Consider the following 26,760-nt stretch of genomic DNA (forward strand, 5'->3'; position numbering starts at 1 on the left):
GTATAAAACCTTAAAAACACAATTCGGATTTCAAATTCTCCATCGGTTTAAGCCGAAACTGAAAATTCAAAATCCGAACCTTTTTGTTGTTGCCCGACCTGGATTCGAACCAAGACAAACGGTACCAAAAACCGTCGTACTACCATTATACTATCAGGCAATCTCCGTTAGATAATTGCTTTTCTGAACGGAATGCAAATGTAAGACGTTTTTTGAAATGCTAAAAATTTTTTTGAAAAAAAATCATAAGCCATTTTGCTGCATGCCGTTACCGCGTTAAAATATGTTAACAGCTAAGTTTTTAATAGTAACATTACGGATAGTTTGTTATTTTCGGCAGCTTGTAAAGCTGTATAGTACTTATATCATTTAACGATGAATTACAACAAGATAAACAATCTTTTTGGTTGGCTGGCTTTTTTAATAGCCACTGTTACCTACGTTTTAACGCTCGAGCCATCAACCAGTTTTTGGGATTGCGGTGAGTTTATTGCCTGTATCTACCGGTTGCAGGTGGCCCACCAGCCCGGCGCGCCTCTGTTTACCATGATTGGCAAGGTTTTTTCCCTGCTTTCCATGGGCGATAATACCAAGGTAGCCTATTTTACCAATATGGCATCGGCCCTGTCAAGCAGTGCTACCATACTATTCCTGTTTTGGACGATAACCGCGCTTGCTAAAAAACTGCTGGTAAAACCGGGTGTTCAAATTACTACTGCTAACATCATCCTTATTATAGGCGCTGGTCTGGTTGGTTCACTGGCCTATACTTTTTCAGATACCTTCTGGTTCTCGGCCGTTGAGTCCGAGGTTTATGCCGAATCATCGTTGTGTACAGCTATAGTTTTCTGGGCCATCCTGAAATGGGAAGCCCATGCCGATGAGCCGCAGGCTAACCGCTGGATAGTTTTTATTGCCTACATCATGGGCTTATCTATCGGTATCCACTTACTTAACTTGCTGGTTATACCGGCCATCGCGCTGGTTATATATTTCCGCAAGGCCGAGAAGGCTACCTCAAAAGGTGCGCTGCTATGGTTCTTTGGTGGTATTGTTGCTGTGGCATTTGTGCTGTGGGGTGTTATACAGTTCACCGTTAAAGGGGCGGCGTTCTCTGACCTGTTGTTTGTAAATACGCTTGGCTTAGGCTTTGGCTCAGGTGCCATAACATTTTTTGTGTTGCTGATAGCCTTGCTGGTAACGGGTATATATTATACCATTAACCCGGTTAAACCAGCCATAATAGCCGCGGCCGTATGTTTTGTATTGCTTGCGGGCATCAGCAGCGGTATTGTAGGTGTTGTTGTGTCGGTTGCGGTATTGGCGTTTTTAGAGTATGTGGTTAAAATTCGCGAAAAGCGCTTCGCGTTGAACAGCTTTCTGGTTTGCCTGGCTTTTATACTATTCGGTTACAGCTCTTTTGTTATGATTGTGATACGTGCTAAAGCGGGTACCAATCTGAATAATAGTGACCCGCAGGATGCCTTCGCCTTAAACGGTTACCTTAACCGTGACCAGTATGGCGATACCCCGCTGCTTTACGGCCAGTTTTTTGATTCAAAATTGACCGACCAGAAAGAGGGCGCTAAAATTTACCGTCGCGGTAAAGAGAAATATGAGGTTGCCGGCACAAAAATCAAGAACATTTACGACCGTAATACCTTCTTCCCGCGCATGTTCAGCGATAAGCCGAACCATGCGCAATTCTACCGCCAGTGGACAGGCCTCGGTGCAGAGGAGAATCCGAATATGGTGACCAACTTTAAATTTTTCTGGACGTGGCAGGTTACGCAAATGTATACCCGCTACTTTTTATGGAACTTTGTTGGCCGTACTAACGAGCAGGACGGACAGGTTGACGCAAGCGGTATTGATGGTAACTGGGTAACCGGTTACCGGGCTAACCAGCCGTTGCCGTATTCCGTAACCAAAAGCAAATCATACAACCGTTTATATGCGCTTCCGTTGATTATTGGTTTAATGGGCGCGGTATACCACTTCCGCCGTAACCAAAAGGATGCGGGTATTGTTGGTGTATTGTTCTTTTTTACAGGTTTAGCTATCGTACTTTACCTTAACCAGGATCCGTTGCAGCCGCGTGAACGTGATTACGCTTATGCAGGCTCATTCTATGCCTTTGCGATTTGGATAGGTTTAGGTGTGCTGTTTATTGCCGAAATACTGAGCAGGCTGAATGCCAAAACGGCGGCTGTTATATCAACAGTAGTTTGCTTGCTGGCAGCCCCGGCGCTGATGGCCAGCCAGGAGTGGGACGACCATGATCGCTCTACCAAGCTTACACCGCATGATATGGCTTACAACTACCTTAACTCATGCGCGCCGAATGCCATACTGTTTGTTTATGGCGATAATGATACTTATCCGCTTTGGTATATTCAGGAGGTTGAAGGTGTAAGGCCAGATGTACGTATTGTTAATCTGAGCTTGCTGGGTACCGACTGGTACATCCGCCAGATGAAGGAAAAAATGAATGAGTCGGCGCCGCTGCCGATCAGCATGCCTAACGAGAAATTTGAAGCAGGCGTACGTGATGTAATCTATTACAGCGATGGTAACGTACCGGGCGCTACAGATATTAAGGAGTTGTTCGACTTTATTACGTCTGACGATCCGCGTGCTATGGCAGAATTGCAAAGCGGCGAAAAAACTAATTACCTGCCAACTAAAAAATTCAAACTTTCGGTTGACGCTAACGAGGCGGTAAAATCAGGCGCTATCCCGGCCGACAAAGTGTCTCAGGCCGAAACCGCTATTGAGTGGACTTACCCGGGCAATTATATCACCAAGGATAACCTGGCCCTGATGGACATACTGGCTCATAATGACTGGAAACGCCCGATTTACTTCGCCGTAACGGTAGGTAGTGATAACATGATCGGCCTTGACCGTTATTTGTATAACGAAGGTTTTGCCTACCATTTAATGCCGATAAAGCCGGATACTACCGTTGCGCCATTAGAAGCTACCAACAGCCAGAAGATGTATGATAACATGGTGAACAAGTTTAAATACGGCAATTTCAAAACCGCTAAATACCTGGATCATGAATCGCTTACGATGTTCTATCCGCTTATTTCGCGTATGTACATGAATCTGGCCGATAACCTGATTAAAGAAGGTAAGAACGATCAGGTGAAAAAGCTCTTAGCTAAGTATGATGCTGAAATGCCGACAGAAATACCGGTACAGGAAGTTGCCGTGCGTAAGTATTACCTGCTTGAAAGCGCTTACCGCGTAGGCGAGTTTAAGATAGGGAATAAGCTGGCCGAACAGATAGATGATTACCTGGTTAACATGTTGGATTACAAATATGCCACCGTACAAAATGGCGATGCATCGGTTTCAGATAGAGACATGCAGTTTACCATGTCATTACTCAACGGCCTGGTTGGCTTAACCAAGGATTTCCATCAAACCACATTAAACAAAAAATATGCTGATCAGCTAAAAAGCTTCAGCAGCAAATTCGGCGTACCTCAGCAATAATTGCGGGGTACATAAACAAGAAAAGCGGCTATATGCCGCTTTTCTTGTTTATGTACTTGTATTAAGATAAGTAAGTTATTTCAAAGAGTTTTAATAAATATTACAATTGCAATCATCAAGCTTTAATGATATCGATTGATTGATAGGTTGAGTTATTGAGGGAAATAAACTCAAATATTTGACGCAAATCTTAGTGCCTATTTTGCTACTATCATATTCAATCCCGCTATCACCCTCATATATCTTTTGATTTTTTCTGAATTTATACAACATCGTCTCTCTTTTATATTTTATGGATCGGGTTGTATTGGCGAGCGTCGCGGTTGAGCAAACTCCAAAATTATGTATCAGGATGTCATAAATCTGAAATCTTAATAACAAAATCAAGAAGATAATCACCGGTGACAATTGAAGAAACCTCTTCATCGATGATCAAAGCTTAACATCAAAGAGCTGTGTTATTATTCAGTTTGTTTAGTTGCAGACTCTGTAACTTCGGGCTCGTCCTCAATTACAACACCCATTGAACCGAATTTATCAATACGTTCTGCAACCAATTGATTAACGTCTTTTTGTTTAAGCTCTTTCAACTCCTTAAGCAATTGCTTTTTCAGGATGGTAGCCATAGCTACCGGATCCTGATGAGCGCCGCCAAGAGGCTCTTTCACCACGCCATCAATCAGCTTGTTCTTTAACATCTCGGTAGAGGTAAGTTTCAATACTTCTGCCGCGCGTTCCTTATTTTCCCAAGTTTTCCAAAGGATGGTCGAGCAGTTTTCAGGCGAGATCACCGAATACCACGAGTTATCCAGCATCAGCACACGGTCACCAATACCAATACCCAATGCACCGCCCGATGCGCCCTCGCCAATAATTACACATATAACCGGTACTTTAAGTACCGACATTTCCAGCAGGTTGCGGGCAATAGCTTCACCCTGTCCGCGTTCCTCGGCTTCCAAACCAGGGTATGCGCCCGGGGTATCAATCAGGGTAATAACGGGCTTATTGAATTTCTCGGCCAGCTTCATCAGTCGCAAAGCCTTGCGGTAACCCTCCGGATTAGCCATACCAAAATTGCGGAACTGGCGCTCTTTGGTATTACGCCCTTTCTGGTGGCCAATGATCATTACGGTTTGGCCGCCAATGGTAGCAAAACCGCCCACAATGGCCTTATCGTCGCCTACGGTACGGTCGCCGTGCAGCTCAATAAAGTCATCACACATCAGCTCGATATACTGTAAAGTATACGGCCGTTCCGGGTGACGGGATATCTGCACCTTTTGCCAGCCGGTAAGATTACCATATATATCTTTTTGCGCTTGTTCAAGCTTGGTTTGCAGCTCAGCAATAGTGGCAGACATATCCAGCTTGTTTTTATCTTCTATTTGTACAACCTTGTCAATCTGCTGCTGCAGTTCGGCTAACGGTTTCTCAAAATCAAATGAAATTTTCATACAACTCTATCAATCAGGTGCCAAATTTAAATAAAACCAACGGCAAATCGCTACTTGTTATCCTGTAAACGCTCAAACTTACTTATTTGCTTTGCGGTAAGCAGCTTTTGTGTTTTAAGGCATGCCTGTAAAATGGCATTTCTGAGTTCGCCCTGGTATATACCGTAGCGGTTGGTATAGAAAATAAGGTTGCCGTCGTTAATCTTCTTCAAACGGAAAAGGCTATCAATTGCCCGCTCATTACGGATGATGAATACGCCCATCTCTTTCTTTTTGCGGATCAGTTCGGTATTGATGGCGGTTATTTTACTTAGCTGCGCGTCGTCAAGCTTTAACTTATCTTTCGCGGCAAGTACTTTATCTGGTGCCGGGTAGTGGTTCAGTTCCGCGGCCCAACTCATGTTATACAAGTCGTCGCCCCTTTGCAGGGCATCATATTGTTTAAGGCTGAGTGTTTTTACTGCGGATGGCTTAATGGTGCTATCTGTTTGCGCAAACGCAACAGCCCCCAATATGAATATAAACAAAGATGTTAGTACTGCTTTAAGCATTAGCGATTGTTTAGTTCAAAACGGCCTGACTTTGCCGGTGGTATGTTATTTGTTGATTCTTTGCGATTGGGGCGGCAAAGGCGCTTTCCACAACTGCCACCATGGCGTTGCCGGCGACTCGTGATGCTCATAATGATAACCAAAAAAATAACAGCTTATAAATGCCCAAACATGGTTGCGGCGCTGGCTGCGGGCATAATGATGATTATCGTGCTCACCTTTATGCGGTAGGTAGGTGCCGAAATAAAATAATTGCAAGGTACTCAGTAACGACGGAACCACCCAGAATAGGATCAGGTTTGGCTCGGGTATCCAAAGCTTCAAAATATTAAACAGGGCCGCCATAATAACGATTTGCCATATAGACAGGTAATTGCGGATAAAGCGCGCATACCAGGCTAAAAAACTGCCGTGGTGATAATCCGGATCCTCATCAGTATGTACATGCCGGTGGTGCATGTGGTGTTTTTTATACAGATGCGGGTACCAGAACGAGGCGTACAGAAATGTGCTGAGGAAGCCAATGGCGTTATTAACGCTTTTATTGGATGATACCGTGCCGTGCATGGCGTCGTGCGCAGTGATGAACAGGCCGGTATACAGGTGCATTTGCAAAAGGATGAACAGGTAAAGCAGCGGATTAGTAAAATCCACCGTCCATTGCATCAGCAGGAAGATAGACACCGCCCAGGAGCCAATAACAATAAGCGCGATAATGATACCTGTGTTCGATCTGTTTTGCATGTTATGCTAATTACAAAGCAAATATGTGTCCAAGATAACTAATTGGAGCTAGTTAGCGGCCGGGTCCTGCCCGAACGCCTTACTCAACAGGTCATACAGTTCCGGGTGACGGGCCTGTAGCTTGTCAGGCTTCTCGAAAAAGTATTCGGACACTACCGCAAAAAACTCCGCCTCGTTAGTGGCAGCATACGGGTTGATGTCCGATTTGCCTTCCTCTATCTTCCGGATCTCCTGGTGCATCATGCGTACCCAGGGCTTGATGTATTCGTTTGGCAGTAGTTGTTCCGGAATGCCGTCTGTAGCGCCATCCACCTTATCCAGCAGGTGCACAAACTCATGGATGCCGGTATTTTCAGCCCCCGAATTTTTAGAGAAGCCTTTTTGCAGCGCCTTGCGCGAGAGGATCATTTGCCCGTTCATGTAACCGCTGCCCACCATACCCATAATATTGCGGCCGCTGTCGCCCTCAAACTGGTATTGCTCATCAAATGTGTCTGGGTACAACAGCACGTTGGTTACGTTTCGATAGCTCCAGCCCTTAAAAGCAAATATGGGTATTACCGCGCTTGAGGCTACCATCAATCGGTCAACATCATTAACTTCCAGTTCAACGCCCTCAATATGCACCGCATCCAAAAACTGCTCTATCTTATCCTCAAAATAAAGCTTATCAGTTTCGTTCAAGGTATTGTAAAAGTCGATGTGCTGTGCCAGCAATTTCTTTTGCGCATCGTTAAGGATAACCTGTGTAAGTGCCCGTTTATGCTTACGCTGAAATAGCGTGTAAGAGATAATGATGGCAGCGATGATGGCGATGTAGAGCATGGTGTTTGATTAAAATAAAACCTAACAAAAAAGCGATGAGCCTAAACCCATCGCTTTTCAAATTCCGAAATCGAAAATCCGACTTCCGAAATCAAATAATTATATCAGTAACCTTACAGGTTCTTCTAATAGTGCTTTCAGGGTTTGCAGGAAGGCCGCTGCCGATGCACCGTCAACTGTGCGGTGGTCAGAGCTTAAGGTAACCTTCATTACGTTGCCCGGTACAACCGCGCCGTTTTTAACAACCGGCACTGCCTGTATACCGCTAACCGCTAATATACATGAGTTCGGCGTGTTAATAATGGCAGTAAACTCATCAACGCCAAACATACCCAGGTTTGAGATGGTAAATGTTGAGCCTTCCATTTCATTAGGCTGAAGTTTTTTATCCTTAGCTTTTTTAGCGAACTCTTTTACTTCAACTGAAAGGTGGCTTAATGATTTGCCATCAGCAAATTTAACAACCGGTACCAGCAGGCCTTCATCAACCGCTACAGCTACGCCAATGTGTACGTGCTCGTTAAAGCGGATCTTATCGCCCAGCCAGGCTGAGTTAATAACCGGGTGCTGTTTCAATGCAACAGCACAGGCTTTAAGCACCAGGTCGTTAAATGATATTTTAACCGGCGCAATATCGTTCATTTTAGCACGGGCAGCAATCGCGGCATCCATATCGATAGACATGGTTACAAAGAAATGCGGCGCGGTGAACAAGCTCTCAGACAAACGGCGACCGATAGCCTTACGCATTTGCGTAACCGGTTTCTCGGTAAATTTCTCTTCGCCGGTGTAAGTTGGCAATGAAATGGCTTTTTCAGCTTTAGCCGGAGCTGCGGCTTCTTTAGTTGCAGCTTCCTGAACTTCTTTAGTTGATGGGGTAAAGCCTTCAACGTCTTTTTTCACGATGCGGCCACCATCAGCGCTGCCTTTTACCTCGTTCAGGTTGATACCTTTATCCTTAGCAATTTTACGTGCTAACGGAGAGGCTTTAACGCGGCTGTCGTCGTCATTAGTAGCAGAAGCAGTTGCGGTAGCAGTTTCTTCTTTAGCTTCAGGTTTTGCTTCTTCTTTGCTTTCAGTAGCAGGGGCAGCGTCAGCGCCTCCATCCAACAATGGCTGAATGTCAGTGCCTTCTTTACCTACAATAGCAATGATGTCGTTAACCTTGGCGGCTTCGCCTTCTTTAACACCAATGTAAAGCAGGGTGCCTTCTTCGTAACCAACAACCTCCATAGTGGCTTTGTCGGTTTCAACATCGGCCAGCGAGTCGTCAGCTTTTACTTTGTCGCCCACTTTAAAGTTCCATTTATTGATTACGCCCTCGGTCATGGTATCGCTCAATAAAGGCATACGTATTACCGCGGCTGGTATACTTGAAAGATCAACCTTTGGTTTGCTTTCGCCCGCAGGTTTGCTCTCTTCTTTCTTTTCTTCGGCTGGTTTTTCCTCTTTCTTTTCGGCCGGGGCGCTGCCGCCTTCAGCTTCAAGAGCAGCTTTGTAGTCTTCGCCCTCTTTACCTAACACGGCAATAACGGAGTCAACCGGTACGGCGGCACCTTCTTCAACACCAATGTAAAGCAGAGTGCCATCCTGAAATGATTCAAAATCCATCGTGGCTTTATCAGTTTCAACTTCAGCCAATACATCGCCTGATTTTACCTGATCGCCAACTTTTTTATGCCATTTAGCCAATACCCCTTCAGTCATGGTATCGCTCATTTTTGGCATTTTAACTACTTCAGCCATATTATATTTGTGTGTATAATGGTTAGTCTAAAATGTAAGGATAATCTTGTTGCACATAAACATCAGTGTAAAGCTCTGATGCTTCGGGCCATGGCGACTCTTCGGCAAATTTCACCGCGTCATCAACAGTAGCTTTTATCTTGGCGTCAATTTCCTCAAACCATTTCTCATCGGCATAACCTTCTTTTACGATGGTTTGTTTCACTACCTCAATAGGATCTTTCGCTTTGTAGCTTTCAAGCTCCTCTTTAGTACGATACTTCTGCGGATCTGACATGGAGTGACCTTTGTAGCGGTAAGTACGCATCTCTAAAAAGGTTGGGCCTTCACCGGCGCGGGCACGTTGTACGGCCTCGTCCATAGCGTTGTGTACAGCTACCGGGTCCATACCATCAACAGGTGATGAAGGGATGCCATAAGGTATACCTAATTTATAAATATCCGGTTCAATAGTAGTACGCGCTACTGATGTACCCATGGCGTAACCATTGTTTTCGCAGATGAAGATAACCGGCAGCTTCCAAAGGGCAGCCATGTTAAAGGTTTCATTTAAAGCACCCTGACGTACCGCACCATCGCCCATATAGCAAATGTTTACGTTATCAGTGCCTTTATATTTTTCGGCAAAAGCAACACCTGCACCCAGTGGAATCTGGCCGCCCACAATGCCGTGACCGCCGTAAAAATGGTTCTCTTTGTCAAACATGTGCATCGATCCACCTTTACCTTTTGAGCAGCCGGTAGCTTTGCCATACATTTCGGCCATTACCGCACGTGGCGATGTGCCTTTTGCCAGGGCGTGAGCGTGATCACGGTAAGCAGTGATCAAACTGTCCTCATGGCGTATTACCGACATAGCACCGGCAAGCACCGCTTCCTGACCTATGTACAAGTGGCAAAAGCCCCTGATTTTTTGCTGACCATAAAGTTGTCCGGTTTTTTCCTCGAACTTGCGCATCAACTGCATCGACTCGTACCACATCAGGTAGGTGTCTTTATTTATTTCGATTGAACTCATGTTTATTAAAGAACCTTTTTTTAAGATGCGCAAATCTAATTATTGATTTTATAAAATGGAAATCCATTGCAATTGTTACCTCAATTATACCCTTTTTTTACAAAGAGATACCTGTGGCAGACAATTGGCGAACTACAATTGTTAAAAAGGCATTAAAGATTTGGGGATAACGAGTTGTTTGCAAATAAAAAACGCCGGCTTGTACCGGCATTTTAAAGCGTTATCCTAATTTTTTGTATTTTATTCGTTTAGGAGCCACATCGCCAAGGCGTTTTTTGCGGTTTTCCTCATACTCAGTATAGTTACCCTCGAAGAAATAAACCTGCGAGTCGCCCTCAAAGGCCAGTATGTGGGTACATATACGGTCAAGAAACCAGCGGTCGTGACTGATCACTACGGCACAGCCGCCAAAGTTCTCCAATGCTTCCTCTAACGAACGCAGTGTATTTACGTCAATATCATTGGTAGGCTCATCCAGCAGCAACACGTTACTGCCCTTTTTAAGGGTTATGGCCAAATGCACACGGTTACGCTCACCGCCCGATAGTACGCCTATCTTTTTTTGCTGATCGGCGCCGTTGAAGTTAAAGCGTGATACATAAGCGCGTGAGTTGATGGTGCGGTTGCCCACCACAATGTTGTCCGTACCGCCGGTAACATTTTCCCATACGGATTTATTGGCATCCAGGTCATCGTGCATTTGGTCAACATAACCTAAAGCTACGGTTTCGCCTACGCGGAAAGTACCCGCATCTGGTACGTCCTGCCCGGTGATCAGGTGGAACAAAGTGGTTTTACCCGCGCCGTTAGGACCTATAATGCCCACAATACCTGCCGGTGGCAGCGAGAAGCTCAGGTTTTCGAACAATACCTTATCCCCATAAGCTTTAGTAACATTGCTAGCCTCAATAACCACATTACCCAAACGCGGGCCGGGCGGAATGAACAGCTCCAGCTTTTCTTCCCTGTCCTTCGTCTCTTCAGATGCTAGTTTCTCATAGTTTGATAAACGGGCTTTGCCCTTCGCCTGGCGGGCCTTTGGTGCCATGCGCACCCATTCCAGCTCACGCTCCAGGGTTTTCTGGCGTTTGCTTTCGGTTTTCTCTTCCTGTGCCAGGCGTTTGGCCTTTTGGTCAAGCCATGATGAGTAGTTGCCTTTCCACGGGATGCCCTCGCCACGATCAAGCTCCAGTATCCAGCCGGCTACATTGTCAAGGAAGTAACGATCATGCGTTACAGCTATTACGGTGCCTTTATATTGCTGCAGGTGCTGCTCCAGCCAGTCGATTGATTCAGCATCCAGGTGGTTGGTAGGCTCGTCCAGCAGCAATACATCCGGCTCCTGTAATAACAAGCGGCACAAAGCCACACGGCGGCGCTCCCCGCCCGATAGTACGGCTATTTTAGTATCAGGCTCCGGGCAGCGCAAGGCATCCATGGCACGCTCCAGCTTGGTATCCAGTTCCCAGGCGTTAACGGCATCTATCTTGTCCTGCAATTCACCCTGGCGCGCCATCAGCTTATCCATTTTATCGGCATCGCTGTAGTACTCTTCAAGTCCGAATTTTTCGTTAATGTCTTCATATTCCTTTAAGATAGCGGTAATTTCTGACACGCCCTCTTCAACCACTTCGCGTACGGTTTTTTCAGGATCGAGCTCCGGCTCCTGGCTTAACATGCCAACGGTATAACCTGGCGAAAACACAACTTCGCCCTGGTAGCTTTTATCAACCCCGGCGATGATTTTTAGTAAGGATGATTTACCCGAGCCATTTAAACCGATAACACCGATCTTGGCGCCATAAAAAAAGGAGAGGTATATATTTTTAAGAACCTGTTTTTGCGGCGGGAATATTTTATTTACCCCGGCCATCGAGAATATTATTTTTTCGTCTGCCATTATTTGCTTGTTAGAGGGGCAAATATCTGCTAATGAATATTAATAAGCCAAAAAAAAGCAATAAAGGTTTAACGGCTTGTTTCGCCGCCCCTTATCATTATCTTTCCATCCTTAACGCCGGTAAAAATTGTTACTACCGATGTGTTAGGCAGCGCGGTTTTAAAATAAGGCATATTTACGGCAGGTGTTAACCTTACCGATCTCAGATAGCTTTCAGGCACACGTACGTTGGATGTGTCGGTTAGTAGCTTGCCATCCCAGACATATACTAAAGATTGATTTTTCCTAACTGCTATACCTTTAAGTCGTAAAATATCTTTTATGGATAATAGCTTGTCGGCAAGCATACTTTTCAAATAGTCCGGATTTTTAAGGCTGATGTAAATAGCTCCATTTGGATGCTCGTCATCTTTTTTTATAACGTGAATTTCTTTAATGCTATCCGGTTTAATATAGGCGAAGTACGCACGGTTAATAGTTGTACCCTCAACGTAATATGCAGGATTGTTAGGAGGCTGGTTGGTTTGCGCTAACGTTGCATTTGCCGAAATAATCAGGTACGCTGCCGCTAAAAGGATGATTGTTTTCATAATTGGTTTGGTTTGAATAATAAAGGTACTGATTAAAAAGGAGCGTTGAGTATCTGGCAGAAAAAAAATGTATGCCTTTCTGTCATCCGTGCTGACGAATTTGCCGTATGTAATGTAACAGGGCTTCAGCAAGTTTTACCAATTAAACTTTTTGGCTGCCCAGTGTGTCAAATTATTGTAATTCAACGTATTTGTAAAAATAAAAAGAAAAACACTGCTTTTGTTGTTATAAAATTGTTGGGATTGGTTAAAATTTATAGATTGCATTATCATCGCAATGTCTGTTTTGGGTAGCCCCCGATTATTGGCAGTGTTGTTGATAAAAATAGGAAAATCACGTCTTTAACGATTGATGCGAATTGAGAGGTAAGGACGTTCACACATAAGAAAGGTATATATGGAAGCTAAATTTTCGCCACGCGTTAAGGATGTGATACAATATAGCAGGGAAGAGGCCATCCGCCTTGGGCATGATTATATAGGTACCGAACATCTTTTGTTGGGTTTAATTCGCGATGGTGACGGTGTAGCAATAAAATTGCTAAAGGGTTTCAGCGTTGATACCGCTAAACTGCGCCGTGCTGTTGAGGATGCCGTAAAAGGAACAACCGGAACTAACGTAAACATTGGCAGCATACCGCTGACCAAACAAGCCGAAAAGGTATTGAAGATCACTTACCTCGAAGCAAAAATATTTAAAAGCGATGTGATAGGCACTGAGCACCTGCTGCTGTCAATCCTTCGCGATGAGGATAACATTGCCTCACAGATACTATCGCAATTCAATGTGAACTACGAGGTATTTAAAGCGGCGGTTGAATCGCACAAAAATGACATAACCGACGAGATGCCGGGCTCGTCAACAGGTGGCGATGACGACTTTAAGGAAGAAGAATCATTTAGCCAGCCAAAGAAGGTGTCAGACATCAAATCAAAAACACCGGTGCTTGACAACTTTGGCCGTGATTTGACCAAAGCTGCCGAAGAAGGCCGTCTTGACCCGATTGTTGGCCGGGAAAAGGAGATCGAGCGTGTATCGCAAATCCTGTCTCGCCGTAAAAAGAACAACCCTATTTTGATTGGCGAACCGGGTGTTGGTAAATCAGCCATAGCCGAGGGTTTGGCACTGCGTATTGTTCAGCGCAAGGTATCGCGGGTATTGTTCAACAAACGCGTGGTTACGCTTGACCTGGCATCACTGGTGGCAGGTACCAAATACCGCGGCCAGTTTGAGGAGCGTATGAAAGCCGTGATGAACGAACTGGAAAAATCTCCGGACGTGATCCTGTTCATTGATGAGATCCACACCATTGTAGGTGCCGGCGGCGCTTCAGGCTCACTGGATGCATCGAACATGTTTAAACCGGCTTTAGCCAGGGGCGAGATACAATGCATTGGCGCTACAACGTTAGACGAGTATCGCCAGTACATTGAAAAGGATGGGGCTTTGGATCGCCGTTTCCAAAAAGTAATGGTTGAACCTGCTACCCCAGACGAAACTGTAGAGATACTAAACCGCATTAAGGAGAAATATGAGGAGCATCACGGTGTGACCTATACGCCGGAAGCTATTGAAGCTTGCGTTAACCTGACCACCCGCTACATAACCGACAGGTTTTTACCTGACAAGGCGATTGACGCGCTTGATGAAGCTGGTTCACGTGTGCACTTAACCAATATTCACGTACCGCAAAACATACTGGATATTGAGCAGAAGATAGAGCAGATCAAGATCGAAAAAAATAAAGTAGTTCGTAGCCAGAAGTATGAGGAAGCTGCCAAGCTTCGTGATACCGAAAAGCACCTGCTGGAAGAACTTGATCAGGCAAAATCAGTTTGGGAAGCCGAAACAAAATCAAAACGCTACACCGTAAGCGAAGATAATGTTGCCGAGGTGGTAGCCATGATGACCGGTATACCGGTACAAAAGGTTGGCCAGGCTGACAGCGCTAAGCTGCTTGCCATGAGCAATACTATCTCAGGTAAAATTATTGGTCAGGAAGACGCGATCAAGAAACTGACACGTGCGATACAACGTACTCGCGCGGGTTTAAAGGATCCAAAAAAGCCGATTGGTTCATTCATCTTCCTCGGTCCAACAGGTGTAGGCAAAACGGAATTAGCCAAAGAGCTTGCCCGCTTTATGTTTGATACTGAAGACGCGCTGATACAGATTGATATGAGCGAGTACATGGAGAAATTCGCGGTATCACGTTTAGTTGGAGCGCCTCCGGGCTATGTGGGTTACGAAGAAGGCGGACAGTTAACCGAGAAGGTACGCCGTAAACCATACGCGGTGGTATTGCTTGACGAGATTGAAAAAGCTCACCCTGACGTATTCAACATTCTGTTACAGGTGTTGGACGAAGGGCAGTTGACTGACTCGTTAGGCCGTAAGGTTGACTTCAGGAATACCATCATCATCATGACCTCGAACATTGGCGCACGCCAGTTAAAGGATTTTGGCCAAGGTGTAGGTTTCACTACAGCTGCCAAAACATCACAAGCTGAAGCGCATTCAAGAGGTGTGATTGAAAACGCATTGAAACGTGCTTTTGCGCCGGAGTTCCTGAACCGGATTGATGATGTGATCGTGTTTAACGCCTTGGGTAAAGAGGAGATATTCAAGATCATCGATATCGAGCTTGCTCACCTGTTTGGCCGTGTAAATAGCTTGGGTTACAAAATTGAGCTTACTGATAGCGCTAAAGAGTTTATAGCTGAGAAAGGTTACGATTCACAATTTGGTGCCCGCCCGCTTAAACGCGCTATTCAGAAATACCTGGAAGACCCGATTGCAGAGGAAATTTTGAAAGGCGAACTTAATGATGGTGATGTGATGCAGGTGGATTACGATAAGGAAGCCGATCAGATCAAGATCATTGACAAGAAAAGTGAAGGTAAAACTACCGAAGAGGAATCGAAATAAGTTTCATTCACATAAACATAAAGCCCGCTGACAAAATCAGCGGGCTTTTTTATTTTACTATCAGTGGTTTGTTATCTGAGGGATTGCGCGGCTTGAAGCTTCAACTTTTTATGCCAATAGATGTATGACATGGCGATGAATACGAAGCCTAACAGGATAGGCGCCCACATTATTACCGGATCGCCTACGGCAATGAAGGAATATACCGCGCCAATCAGATCAAAAGTAAAACCGGCGTAGGCCCATTCTTTAAGCCTTACAAAGCCCGGTACTAATAATGCTATACAGCCTAAAACCTTAAGTACACTCAGTAGGGGCAGCACGTGCGCCCCAAAGCCAATGTGCTTCATCATAGCGTTTGCTTCGGGTGTAGGCTTAAAGCCTCCAATGGCCGAAAACAACATGGATGCCACCAATAGTATGGTGAATATCCAGTAAATCAGGTTCTCTTTTTTCATGATACGAGTTGATTTATGTAATTGGTTAACTTGTTCAGCGTTTGGTTGCCACCATCAGCAGCGCCAAATTCACCTACCACATATTCAAGTTCCTCAGCGCTATGAAACAGCAGTCGCATAGTGAGCCGCGTTTGGTTAATGCCAGCCTCCTCTAAAGTTACCGATCCCTCAAACTGGCCGTTGTCCCCCTCATGCTCACCATGAAGGTAGCGGATTTTTTCGGGCTTTACTACCTCGGTATATTTTATAAAGTTAGGGTAATCGCGTCCGTCGGGTCCGTGCATTGTATATTTCCAGCTACCGCCTTCACCGGCATCCATGTAGTCGATAGTATTGGTAAAGCCATTTGGCCCCCACCAGTTGATGATGTGTTCCGGCTTTGTCCATACATCAAAAACTAGTTCACGCGGGGCATTCAGCAACCGGCTAAAAATCAGCTCGCGGTTGGCAGGCATGGTGCTTAATACTTTTTCCAGACGGTCAAAATTCTGCTCGTTGGCTGGTATAACAAAATCCTTTACTTTATAGTATTCCTCATCGCTTTCAAAAGTCATTGTAAACACAACCCTCGTTTTGCCTGATGAATAACCGAACGCCAGCGACCCTGTAAATACGTGTACCGGGTCGAGGTGTTTGTACACAATAAGCTCCGGCGCTATTACCTGCTCAAACTTGCTCACGTTGTAAAAATCCTGTCCATCCGGGCTGTGCATAGTCAGTGTCCAGTCGCCGCCGGGTTTAAGGTCAAATGTGTGGATGGTATTGGTAAAGCCATTCGGCCCCCACCATTGCGCTATGTATTCCGGATTAGCAAAGGCATTATATACCTGCTCGCGCTGATAATTGAACTCGCGCGTACTGGTGATGGTGTTCTTCTCGTTTTGCATGATCTATTGTTTTGAGAGATAATTTTCCAGTTGAACAAATGTGCCCGCATAACCTTGCTGCATGGATTGATGCAGATCGGTAAACACTTTTGTTTCATCATCAGTAGCGTTAATGGGCGCGGCGGTTAAGGTAAGTAAGGTTTTGCCTTCCGATTCCTCAAGGGTGAGCACATTCAGCACTTCTAATGGCCAGTTAGGGAAAAAAGGGCCGCGGGTAAGATTGCCGTCCTCGTCAGAAAATGAGCTTACAAACACCAGTTTGTCTGGTTCGTTTATCTCACTGAATTTGAACAATCCCCACATCTCGCCATGCTGCGAATTTAAATGGTAATGGAACAAGCCGCCCGGCGTAAGGTTAAATTCCTTAACGGTTACGGTTGAACCTTGTGGCCCCCACCATTGGGCGAGTGCTTCCCGGTCTGTCCAGGCATTGAACACCATCCGGATAGGCGCGTTAAGTGTACGCCTTAAAACAAGTGACTGATTTGTAGTTTGTGTCATGGTTTATCGGTTTTAGTTTGTATTTGGTTAAGATATTGTTCGAGCGAATCAAGCCTGCTATTCCAGAATTTACGGTATTGCTCTATCCATTCGGCCACTTCGCTTAACTTATCAAACCGGCCCTCGCAGTAACGTTCGCGTCCCTTTTGCCTTATGGTAAGCAAGCCGCACTCGTGCAGTATTTTAACATGTAATGATACCGCCTGCCTGCTTACGTCAAACTTTTCGGCAAGGGCGTTTACATTTTGGGGTTGATTAGCTACCATGCCTAAAATGGCACGGCGGGTAGGGTCGGCAATGGCCTGGAAAACATCACGTCTGGCATCCATAAATAATATGCAAGTATTTGCTTGCTAATATATACGCAATTAAATGCTTGCGCAAATTTATTTTACTTTTTAATAGACGCTTTTAAACAACAAAGCCCCGTTGGCATAACAACAGGGCTTTAATAAATAGTATGTTAAACTACCAGGTACGTTTTTCCATAAACTGGTCTAACTGCGCACGGGTCATTTTCATTTCTTCGGGATGCTTTTCGAGCCATTTGATAAAGGCGTCTTTTATTTGTGCTGTCCATTGACTATCAATTTCGCCTGTGGTGTAAGTGCCTGCTTTGAGCATTTCTTGCCCAAACTTATCGCGCAAGCCAATAAATTCAGCGGTGATAATTACCTTTTCGGCCAGATGAGCGGGGATAAACAATACGCCCTCCCGTTCTGAGATCACCAAGTCGCCGGGCAACACAATAGCCTGCCCTATGCGGATAGGTGTATTCAACCCCATCAACACCGACTCGGCCAGGTAGGATGGATCAAAATCGCGAACAAAAGCATTAAATCCATCTATTTTGGCCAGCCCTTGTAAGTCGCGGGCACCACCGTCAAAAATAACCCCGTTACCTGATTTTTTGAAGATAGAGTTGCCCAGGTTATCGCCAATCAGCGTACCGTCTTTCACTTTGCCAAAACCATCGGCCACATACACATCGCCGGTGGTAAGCACATCAATAGGCCAGGCGTTGGTGTTGCCTTTTCGGCCCTGCTTATTACCGCGTTCTTTAATGTTCTTTTCAATATCGGGCCTTGCAGGCATAAACATGGCCGTTACCGCGCGGCCGACCACCGGTTTGTCGTTAACCGTTTTCCAGCCACGCTCAAACTGGTTGTTGTAACCCTCGTTGCGTAAAACCGTCCAGGCTTCTTCAATGCCTATGTTTTTGGCACGTTCTATCAGCGCGTCAGGTATTTTGGGGCGGCCATCCTTAAAACGTTCGCCTTTCCATTCCGAGGTGTAAAATATCAGTTCGTCGCGGGTGATGGTCTGGGCATTGGCATCAGCAAACCAACCTAACAATACGCTTAAACCAATGGCAATCTTCTTAAATCTCATACAAATAAACTTCAGCTAACAAATTAACGGATTGCGATAGGATTGGCAATGCCATTCAGATCGTACACTATTTTGCCTGCGCGTATGGTCAGTTCGCACTCCAGTTTTTTATCCGTTTCAACCTTGCGGCCGGTGTAATCAAACAAACCGAATTTGCCTTTGCGGATGTTTAATACCGCCACATCAGCCTCGGCGCCAACGCTTAGGTTGCCTAATTCCTCGTGTTTTATTTCCATAGCGGGGTTTGAGGTTGAAGCCTTGATCACGCTTTTCAGATCCATACCCAAAGCCAGGAATTTCGACATGGTTGTCAACATATCCTTCATGGCATTGTTCATGCTGCCGGTATGAATATCGGTACTGATAGAGCTCGGAAAAAAGCCCTCCTTTGCCGCCGGTATGGCCTGCGAAAATGCAAAGCTGATGCCGCCATAACCCACATCAAAATAAATACCGCGCTTGCGGGCCTCCAATACAAAGGGCTTTACCTTTTGCGTTTGCTGATCAACAATATATTCCCGGCCGTTTATCTGCGCAAAGCAATGTGTAAAAATATCGCCGGGGCGCAGGTGCTGCATAAACAATTCTTCAATGGGTAATGGCGGTTGGCTTCCGCCAAAGTCTATCATTACAGGTATATTACCGGCCTCTTTGCCTGCGGCCACGGCACGGTCAACCGGCGACCAGTCGTGCCCCTCATAATGCGCTACTTTAAAGCCTACAATGTAGTTTTTAAACCGTTTAGCCATTAATGCCGACATGCGGGTGTCCATATCATTCAAATTCTGCTCGTATCCACCGCGCATTCCCTCGCCAACAATGTTCAAAAAAGCCAGTACCCGGGTTTGCGATTGATCAATGGTTTGCTCCTTAAACGTAGTAAAAGTACGCCAGCCCGAACTGCCTGCATCAACCACGGTAGTTACACCATTACGAAAGGTAAAGCCATCCGGCGGCAGGGCCAGGTTGCCGTTCTCATACTGATGGTCGGGCGCGGTGCCAAAAAAATTATGCGAGTGAATATCGATCAGTCCGGGTGTAACGTAAAGGCCTTTCGCATCAACCGTTTGTTTGGCAGTACCGCTGATGTTTTTAGCTACCTTAACAATTTTGCCGTCAGCAATGGCTACATCCATTACCTCGTCAATGTTATTCTTAGGGTCGATAACGTGGCCGTCCTTTATCAGTATGCTATAGGTTTGTGCCGATACCGCATTGCCCAAACATAGCGCCGTCAGTATTAAAACAAGTATCTTTTTCATGGTATAATGTATCAAATAAGCAATTCCGTAAGATGCTTGATGTTAGGCTGATGCTTGTTGTAAAATAGCTTTAACCCGGTTAGCTACGATATCTATCTGGTCAGGACGTAACAGTACTACGCCAACAATCAGCGAGTCATCCCGCTCATTGGCCACTATGCTTGGGGTACCGCTTTTTAATGCCGCGACTACCTGTTTAGGGGTGGTTTTTATTTTAGCCCGATCCCAGTTCACAAACAAGCTAGGGAAGGCGTTTGCCGGTCCCGGATCAACCACCATGCGGGTTTTCACAGTCGGTACGGTTTCCAGTTTAGTGCCGATGGTCTTGGTACGCTGTTCCCAGTCGGCCCATTCCTTTTTATGGTCACGCTCCAGGTAAGCCTTCAAAGCGGCATACATACCAAACATTTCTTCTTTATTCACCTTCATCGGTCTGCCTATCGGTGCCTCATGCGGACTATGGTTCAAACGCGCCGCGGCTATCAGATCCTTACGGCCAAACAACAACCCGGCACTTTGCGGTCCGCGGATCATTTTACCACCAGAGAAGGTTACCAGGTCAAACCCCATCTTTTGAAACTTGAACAGGTTTTCAACAGGCGGTACATCTGCCGCTGCATCCAGAAAGGTTGGGATATTTTTGGCCTTGGCTACCTTTAAAAACTCCTCGTGGGTAATGCTGCTTTTGCCGGCCGCGTTAAAAAACAAAGCCATTACCGTGTTGCTGTTTATAGCGGCAGCCATAGCGGCAGCACCTTCAACTTCAATAATTTTGGCGCCGGTGGTAAGCACCGCCTGATCAAACAAATACCTGTGCGATTTTTGCATGATTACCTCGGGGCGTGGGCCTGGTAGGTTGGGCAGCATTTTTATCTTTTGCTCATCGGTACCTGTAATGCAGGCGGCTGTGCCCAGTACCATGGCACATGCCGCGCCTGATGTTACCATCGCCGCTTCGCAGTGCAGCATTTCGGCAATTTTAGCACCGACTTTATCCTGTAATTCATAAAGATTGGCAAAATCATACGAGGTGGAGTTGATGGCCTCCAATACCTCCGGCAGCATCAGCGAGCCTGAAAGAAAGGTCATGGTAACCGACGCGTTTATCACCGGGGTAACGCCAAGCTCTTTAAAAAAATCGCGTTTAGGTGCCGTAGTTGCTTCAGGGGTAACAGCGCTTGCTGCTTTAGCTGTCAGCGCCCCCGCAAAGGGGAGCATTGACAGGCTTTTTATAACGTTTCTACGTTTCATTATCAAAGTTTAATGGTGGTTTTAACCGATCATACATAGGCAATGCAGTCCATCTCAACCAGCGAGTCGCCGGGTACGCCGCCTTTGGCAACAGCTACTGTGGTACGCACCGGAGGTTTTTTACCGAAACGGCCTTTGTATACCTCGTTCATGCCCTTATAATCGGCAATATCGTTCAGATAAACATTCACCTTCAGCACTTTCTCCATTGATGAGCCCGCTTTTTTCAGCTCCTGCTCCAGTTCTTTCAGCACGATCTCGGTGTGGGCTTTAATTTCAAACGGTGCGGTGTGCGCGCCTTTACCGGCTATAAAGATCATGTTACCCAGTTTGGTTGAGCCTGAAAACAGCGGGACATCATCCTGCATGGTAACATTGTTTACTTCCTTCTCTTCCGCCGCCTGTACCGGGGCTGCCTTAGCTAAGCCAAAAACAGATAAACCGGCTACTGATGCCAACATTTTTTTTACGATCGATCTTCTTTCCATTGTATTAATTGTTTGTTTTTCCTTTATGTTGAATATGACTAAGTTAAAGAATGAATAGCCCGCCGGCAAATCATTAAACCGGCGGGACTATTCGCCACTTAACTAACCAAATTCTTTTTATTTGTTATGGACGATCCCACCACATGCGGGTCAGAAACTCATCCGGGCCCTGGCGGGCAATAGCTGCTCTGTAGTTGGTTCCGTTTAAATTTTGCTCCGTTGCCGGGTATAAAAACCGCCTGAATATTTTACCTCCGGTAGCATTGCCCACATAATTATTAGGGGTAAGCTTAGGATAGCCGGTGCGCCTGTAGGTATTCCAGGTTTCGGTAGCATTAGGGTAAACGCCCACCCAAAACTGGGTGTATATCTGCTCTAACTGCGCATCAACAGTACCGGCAGTATTCAGCTTATGGTAACGGATGTAAGTTTGTATCTGATTGTCAGATATATTACCCGCGCCGGTACCAAACTGCGCCCACTGCCTCATGGCGGCGCTTATGCCATTCTCGTAAGCCACACTTGCCGATGCACCTGTGTACCACCCGCGCAAAGCGGCCTCGGCCAACAAAAAGTTAGTTTCGGCATTGGTGAGTAGTAAGTACGGGCTATTAAATTGTAATATGGTTGCCGGGTTAGGCTCCGAGTAGGTTACAAAGTCAGCCGGTTTGGTGCCCAACATGGCCGACATGCCTTTTTGTATGGCTGATATAGTATCGGGAGTTGTACCATTCCATACAACCGAAAGCACACCCAGGCGCGGATCGTTATTAGTTTTCAGGAAGTTAATGAAAACATCTTGGAATTTTCCACCTTCCGGGTTACTGTTACCGTTAGCCGCAATATAATCGGAGTTATACAAATTCAACGCGAGCGGGTTTTTGTTGATATCCTGCCCGGTTAATACGTAACCGGTAACCTTGGCAACATCGGCATCATCCAGTATCACGCCACCGGCAATAGCCTTTTTGGCCCAGGTTTCGGCAGCGGCAATGTCAACCTTGGTCATGCGCATGGCCAAACGCAGCATTAACGAGTAGGAAAACTTTTTCCACTGAGCCATATTGCCTTTGTAAATAAGGTCGGCAGCGCCGAAGCCTGCACCTGTAGTATTAATTGCAGTGGCAGCCTCATCAAGCTCCTTCAACATGTCGGCGTAGATGTTTTTTTGTTCATCGTAAACCGGCATATATAAATCATCCGTATAGCCCTTACCAGCCTGGCTGTAGGGCACATCGCCATACAAATCCGTAATGCGGCTAAAGCAATAGGCCCGCCATATACGTGCGCATTGCAATTGGTTTGACAGGGCGGCATCGCTCCCTAAAGCGGTTATTACCTGGGTTATCTCATTTATTTCCTTCGGGTAAGCGTTGTTGAATACCGTCCACGATTGCTGGCTTTGGCTCAGTACATACTTGGCTCCAAAGCCTGCCACGTCATTATAGCTGGTAGTGTACTGCATGGTGCCTTGTAAAAGGTTAAGCACATCGCCCGCACCGTCAAGTACTGATTTGGTGAACACAAATGCCGGAGTAGGGTTAGGTGATGTGTTAGGGTTGGTGTTCATCTCCTCAAAACCCTTATCGCACGCCTGCAAACCCAATATGCCAACTGTAAGTAGCGCTATATATTTTTTTAAGTTTCTTTTCATCTCAAATTGTCCTTTTAATTATTAATGGATCAATGCCTAATTAAAACTTAACCATCAGGTTTAAACCGAAACTGCGGGTACGCGGCAAACCGAACGACTCAAAACCCTGTGCCCGGTCATTGGTAAAGCTTGATTCCGGGTCAAAATTATCGGTCTGGCTATACAGCGTTAACAGGTTGCGGGCTACAAAGGCAATGCTTGCTCCCTGTAGTTTGGCAAACTTCAGCTTATCGACAGGAATGTTGTAGCTTAGTATAACCTGGCGCAGTTTAACAAAGCTGGCATCGTGCAAAAAGAGTTCGGAATATGATTTATAGTTATCATAATAAGTACGCAGATCGGCTACAGGCACTGTACGCGAGTATGAATTACCGGCTTGGTCAACACCGCTTACAGTTAAGCCACCGTCACGGCCAGGTAAAGTACTTTTCATCAGGCCCAAGCGAGTACCGTAAATTTCCATCAGCGATAGTATCTTGTTGCCAAACTTGCCATCAACCAATACATTCAGGCTAAACCTCTTGTATTTAAAATCATTGGTTAAGCCCATGGTTAACGGCGCAACGCCATTACCTAAGGTTTGCAGTGGGGTAGCAACAGGCAAGCCGGTAGTTGCATTAAATACCACATTGCCCGCGGCATCGCGCTGCATACGGGTACCCACAATGCTGCCAAAAGGCTGGCCAACAATATTGTTGATGTAGCCCCAGCCGTTTACCGATGATGCCATCTGGATCTGATTTAAACCGGCCGCGAGTTTTAAAACCTCATTTTTATTATAGGCTACGTTATAGCTGGCGCTCCAGGTAAAATTGTTGGTTTTTACCGGCGTGCCGTTCACCAAACCCTCAATACCTTTATTGCTTAACTCACCTACGTTAAGTATAACAGCATTATAACTTGATGTGCCCGATATGGCAACTTCTACGATATCATCAGTTGTTTTACGATTATATACTGTCAGATCGAAACCTATTCGGTTATTTAAAAACCGTGCTTCCACACCGGCCTCGGTAGTAGTTGAGGTGTATGGCCGCAGGTTTCTGTTGGTCATCACGGTGCTTGATACGTTTTGCAGCGGCTGCCCAGAACTCGGCACCATTAAAAACGCTTGATTTATAGCATATGGCCCGGGCGCGCCGCCGCCTACCTGCGCCCATGATGCACGCACCTTGGCATAAGTGATTGACTGCGGCATTTTAAATGCTTCGGACAGTACAAAACTGCCGCCTACTGAAGGGTAGAAGATACTGTTGTTTTGCGGACTAAGCGTTGAAAACCAATCCTGCCGGCCGGTAAAGGTCAGGTAAGCAAAGTTTTTGTAACTCAAATCGGCCGATCCCATTAAGGAGTTGATGGCGGTTTTGTAATTAGTTGGTGTGGTAGATATTGTCGATAAATTAAGTGGGCTATAGAAGTATGGAATAATATAGTTTGCGCCTACAATATTTACTTGATTGTAAACCGAGCGCTGCTGGTTTGCACCGACAAAGGCGGAAATGCCGAAGTCCTTCACCTGGGTATTATAATTTAGCGTTACCAATGCGTTGGTTTCTGATGCATCTGCTTTCAACTCATTATACTGGCCATTGAGTACATATAAAGTGCCTGTCGGGATGATGTACTTATAGTTGTAATTATAAAAGTCGCGGCTTACCACACCCTTTATAGACAAGCTTTTAAGGAACTGATAAGTTACTCCGGCCTGGCCGATAAAGCGGTTCTTAGTATCCTTTTGCTGATACTTGTTCACTACAAAGTAGCTGTTTGAGGCGATGGATGCATCATTCCACGGAATTTCGTTGCCGTTGGCATCATAACCCGGGTCAAGCCAGCGGATGTCGGCGGTATTGGCAATCATGTAAGGCGTCCAGTTAGGGTTACCCAATGCGTCACCTGCGCTCGCACGGTTTTTGGCATTCTCAATATTATACTGTGCCGAAGCTTCAAAGCTCAATTTTGTACCCAGCTTACCGCTTACGTTAAGGTTTCCTGTTTTACGGTTAAAATCGCTGTTCGGCAAAATGCTTTTACTATCCAGGTCAGACATGGAGAAGCGATAGGTTACCGCCTCGGTACCGCCGGTAAAAGCAACCGTATTGGTTAAGTTGGTACCTGTACGGTAAAAGTTTTTGATGTTATCCTTTTGTGCCGTGTAAGCATGCTCAAGTCCGTCAAAACCTACATACGTTGAGCCGTCAATACGCGCACCGAACGAGCGGCGGCCGGTTTGTATGGCGGCGGCCTGTGTCATCGGTTTTACACCGCCATCGCCTTGGCCATACTCATACTGCCAGTCAGGGAATACGGACGGGCTCTCCGCCGTGAAGGTTGAGTTATACTCCACACCGATACCTTTACCAGCACGGCCTTTTTTGGTGGTGATCAAAATAACGCCGTTGGCAGCCCTCGCGCCATAAAGCGCGGCGGCGGTACCACCTTTTAATACGCTCATGGATTCAATATCATCCGGGTTAATGCCCGCAATACCATCACCACGGTCAACGTTGCCCCCGCCCGCATTGGTAGAGGCGCTACCGCCCGGTACCGTGTTGTCAATAGGCATACCGTTTACCACATATAATGGCTGATTGCTGCCTGACAGGGAGCCATTACCGCGTATCAATACCCTGCTCGATCCGCCCGGCCCGGTTGATAGGCCTGTGGCGTTAACACCGGCCACTTTACCGGTTAAAGCGTTGGCTACGTTATTCTCGCGTGCCTGGGTAAATTCGTCACCCTTAACCTCGGTTACGGCGTAGGCCAGTGCTTTCTTTTGCTTAGAGATACCAAGAGCGGTTACCACCACCTCGTTCAGTTCTTTTTTATTTTCAGCCAGCTGCACGTCAATCGTACTGCGGCCGTTAACGTTTATCTCCTGGGTAATAAAACCCATGTACGAGAATACCAGGATGCTGTTATCGTCCGGCGCGGTAATGGTATAGCGGCCGTCTGCATTGGTTACGGTGCCATTGTTGCTGCCTTTTATCATTACGCTTACGCCTATCAGCGGCTGCCTGGCATCGTCAACCACGGTGCCGCTAATTTTTACCGGTGCAGGTATGGTGTTGCTCTCTGCCGGAGCGGGTTCATCGGCAACAGGACTCTTTTTATCAATTAAAACCACATTGCCTGATATGGAATAATCCATCCCGATAGGGCTTAGCATTCTTTTTAAAACAGCGCCCAGTTGCTCGTTGCGGGCATCAACGCTTACCTGTTGGGTGGTTACAATAGTATTGCTGAAGGCAAAGCTGATTTTGGTTTCTTTGTTTATCCGGCGCAGCACATCCTTAACCGGCATATTGGTTACGTGCAGCGATATACGGGTGTTCAAATCCTGCGCGGAAAGTTTTTTGGCTGACGCGTATGTAAAGCAAACAGAAATGATGGTACAAATTAGTGTTAGCCGCATAAATGCTTTGCATATCAAATGAGAGGACAATGATTTATTTGTCATATATTTGATCAAAATTTATAGTGATGAAATGCCCTTTACAGGGTTTGGCTATGAATTTGGGGCAACATGCCCAGGGGTTGGATGTGCTGGTACCACATTCAACCTTTTTTTATGTCGTGATTTTATCTATAATTTCTCTC

Annotated in this window: 20 protein-coding genes and 1 tRNA gene; 2 read left to right on the forward strand and 19 right to left on the reverse strand. The window is 45.9% G+C overall.

Annotated features, from left to right (window positions below):
* Nucleotides 1-89: 89 nt before the first annotated feature.
* Nucleotides 90-160, reverse strand: a tRNA-Gln gene (locus tag ABD960_RS20680).
* A gap of 215 nt (nt 161-375) precedes the next feature.
* Here ABD960_RS20680 and ABD960_RS20685 point away from each other — a divergent pair.
* Complete coding sequence (locus tag ABD960_RS20685) at nt 376-3,507, forward strand: glycosyltransferase family 117 protein (protein WP_345334366.1); 3,132 nt, start codon at nt 376-378, stop codon at nt 3,505-3,507.
* Between the two features lie 461 nt (nt 3,508-3,968).
* On the opposite strand, the gene ABD960_RS20690 is transcribed toward ABD960_RS20685, so the two are convergent.
* The 8 genes from ABD960_RS20690 to ABD960_RS20725 all read right to left on the reverse strand — a co-directional run bounded on the left by ABD960_RS20690 (nt 3,969) and on the right by ABD960_RS20725 (nt 12,338).
* The gene (locus tag ABD960_RS20690) at nt 3,969-4,964 is read right to left on the reverse strand and encodes an acetyl-CoA carboxylase carboxyltransferase subunit alpha (RefSeq protein ID WP_345334368.1); all 996 of its coding nucleotides are present in this window, start codon (nt 4,962-4,964) and stop codon (nt 3,969-3,971) included.
* Between the two features lie 50 nt (nt 4,965-5,014).
* The gene (locus ABD960_RS20695; RefSeq protein ID WP_345334370.1) at nt 5,015-5,515 is read right to left on the reverse strand and encodes a hypothetical protein; all 501 of its coding nucleotides are present in this window, start codon (nt 5,513-5,515) and stop codon (nt 5,015-5,017) included.
* Between the two features lie 45 nt (nt 5,516-5,560).
* Nucleotides 5,561-6,259 (reverse strand): fatty acid desaturase, encoded by a 699-nt coding sequence (locus ABD960_RS20700; protein ID WP_345334372.1) that lies wholly within the window; start codon nt 6,257-6,259, stop codon nt 5,561-5,563.
* 48 nt (nt 6,260-6,307) lie between these two features.
* The gene (locus ABD960_RS20705; RefSeq protein ID WP_345334374.1) at nt 6,308-7,084 is read right to left on the reverse strand and encodes a M90 family metallopeptidase; all 777 of its coding nucleotides are present in this window, start codon (nt 7,082-7,084) and stop codon (nt 6,308-6,310) included.
* Nucleotides 7,085-7,183: 99 nt separating this feature from the next.
* Nucleotides 7,184-8,830 (reverse strand): 2-oxo acid dehydrogenase subunit E2, encoded by a 1,647-nt coding sequence (locus ABD960_RS20710; RefSeq protein WP_345334376.1) that lies wholly within the window; start codon nt 8,828-8,830, stop codon nt 7,184-7,186.
* Nucleotides 8,831-8,852: 22 nt separating this feature from the next.
* The gene (pdhA, locus tag ABD960_RS20715) at nt 8,853-9,848 is read right to left on the reverse strand and encodes a pyruvate dehydrogenase (acetyl-transferring) E1 component subunit alpha (protein WP_345334378.1); all 996 of its coding nucleotides are present in this window, start codon (nt 9,846-9,848) and stop codon (nt 8,853-8,855) included.
* A gap of 220 nt (nt 9,849-10,068) precedes the next feature.
* Complete coding sequence (gene ettA / locus ABD960_RS20720) at nt 10,069-11,748, reverse strand: energy-dependent translational throttle protein EttA (protein WP_345334380.1); 1,680 nt, start codon at nt 11,746-11,748, stop codon at nt 10,069-10,071.
* A gap of 68 nt (nt 11,749-11,816) precedes the next feature.
* Nucleotides 11,817-12,338, reverse strand: a complete 522-nt coding sequence (locus tag ABD960_RS20725) for a hypothetical protein (RefSeq protein WP_345334382.1) — start codon at nt 12,336-12,338, stop codon at nt 11,817-11,819.
* A gap of 397 nt (nt 12,339-12,735) precedes the next feature.
* Between ABD960_RS20725 and ABD960_RS20730 the strand changes: the two genes are divergently transcribed.
* A complete protein-coding gene (locus ABD960_RS20730; RefSeq protein WP_345334384.1) occupies nt 12,736-15,267 on the forward strand; it encodes an ATP-dependent Clp protease ATP-binding subunit in 2,532 nt (843 codons plus the stop codon).
* 71 nt (nt 15,268-15,338) lie between these two features.
* On the opposite strand, the gene ABD960_RS20735 is transcribed toward ABD960_RS20730, so the two are convergent.
* The 10 genes from ABD960_RS20735 to ABD960_RS20780 all read right to left on the reverse strand — a co-directional run bounded on the left by ABD960_RS20735 (nt 15,339) and on the right by ABD960_RS20780 (nt 26,575).
* Nucleotides 15,339-15,725 (reverse strand): DoxX family protein, encoded by a 387-nt coding sequence (locus tag ABD960_RS20735; RefSeq protein ID WP_345334386.1) that lies wholly within the window; start codon nt 15,723-15,725, stop codon nt 15,339-15,341.
* A complete protein-coding gene (locus ABD960_RS20740) occupies nt 15,722-16,612 on the reverse strand; it encodes an SRPBCC family protein (protein WP_345334388.1) in 891 nt (296 codons plus the stop codon). Before ABD960_RS20740 ends, ABD960_RS20735 begins: the two co-directional genes overlap by 4 nt.
* 3 nt (nt 16,613-16,615) lie before the next feature.
* Nucleotides 16,616-17,113 carry an SRPBCC family protein gene (locus ABD960_RS20745; protein ID WP_345334390.1) on the reverse strand — a complete coding sequence of 166 codons (498 nt, stop codon included), beginning with the start codon at nt 17,111-17,113 and terminating at the stop codon, nt 16,616-16,618.
* A complete protein-coding gene (locus tag ABD960_RS20750) occupies nt 17,110-17,442 on the reverse strand; it encodes an ArsR/SmtB family transcription factor (RefSeq protein ID WP_345334392.1) in 333 nt (110 codons plus the stop codon). Before ABD960_RS20750 ends, ABD960_RS20745 begins: the two co-directional genes overlap by 4 nt.
* Before the next feature lie 139 nt (nt 17,443-17,581).
* Nucleotides 17,582-18,505 carry an RraA family protein gene (locus ABD960_RS20755; protein ID WP_345334394.1) on the reverse strand — a complete coding sequence of 308 codons (924 nt, stop codon included), beginning with the start codon at nt 18,503-18,505 and terminating at the stop codon, nt 17,582-17,584.
* A 23-nt stretch (nt 18,506-18,528) separates the two neighbouring features.
* Nucleotides 18,529-19,767 (reverse strand): amidohydrolase/deacetylase family metallohydrolase, encoded by a 1,239-nt coding sequence (locus tag ABD960_RS20760; protein WP_345334396.1) that lies wholly within the window; start codon nt 19,765-19,767, stop codon nt 18,529-18,531.
* 42 nt (nt 19,768-19,809) lie between these two features.
* A complete protein-coding gene (locus ABD960_RS20765; protein WP_345334398.1) occupies nt 19,810-21,018 on the reverse strand; it encodes an aminotransferase class V-fold PLP-dependent enzyme in 1,209 nt (402 codons plus the stop codon).
* A gap of 29 nt (nt 21,019-21,047) precedes the next feature.
* Nucleotides 21,048-21,506: a RidA family protein gene (locus ABD960_RS20770; RefSeq protein WP_345334400.1), complete on the reverse strand. Its 459-nt coding sequence runs from the start codon at nt 21,504-21,506 to the stop codon at nt 21,048-21,050.
* Between the two features lie 124 nt (nt 21,507-21,630).
* A complete protein-coding gene (locus ABD960_RS20775) occupies nt 21,631-23,160 on the reverse strand; it encodes a SusD/RagB family nutrient-binding outer membrane lipoprotein (protein ID WP_345334402.1) in 1,530 nt (509 codons plus the stop codon).
* Between the two features lie 40 nt (nt 23,161-23,200).
* The gene (locus tag ABD960_RS20780; protein ID WP_345334404.1) at nt 23,201-26,575 is read right to left on the reverse strand and encodes a SusC/RagA family TonB-linked outer membrane protein; all 3,375 of its coding nucleotides are present in this window, start codon (nt 26,573-26,575) and stop codon (nt 23,201-23,203) included.
* Nucleotides 26,576-26,760: the final 185 nt, after the last annotated feature.

It is taken from the genome of Mucilaginibacter defluvii (genome assembly GCF_039543225.1).
GTDB classification, from domain to species: domain Bacteria; phylum Bacteroidota; class Bacteroidia; order Sphingobacteriales; family Sphingobacteriaceae; genus Mucilaginibacter; species Mucilaginibacter defluvii.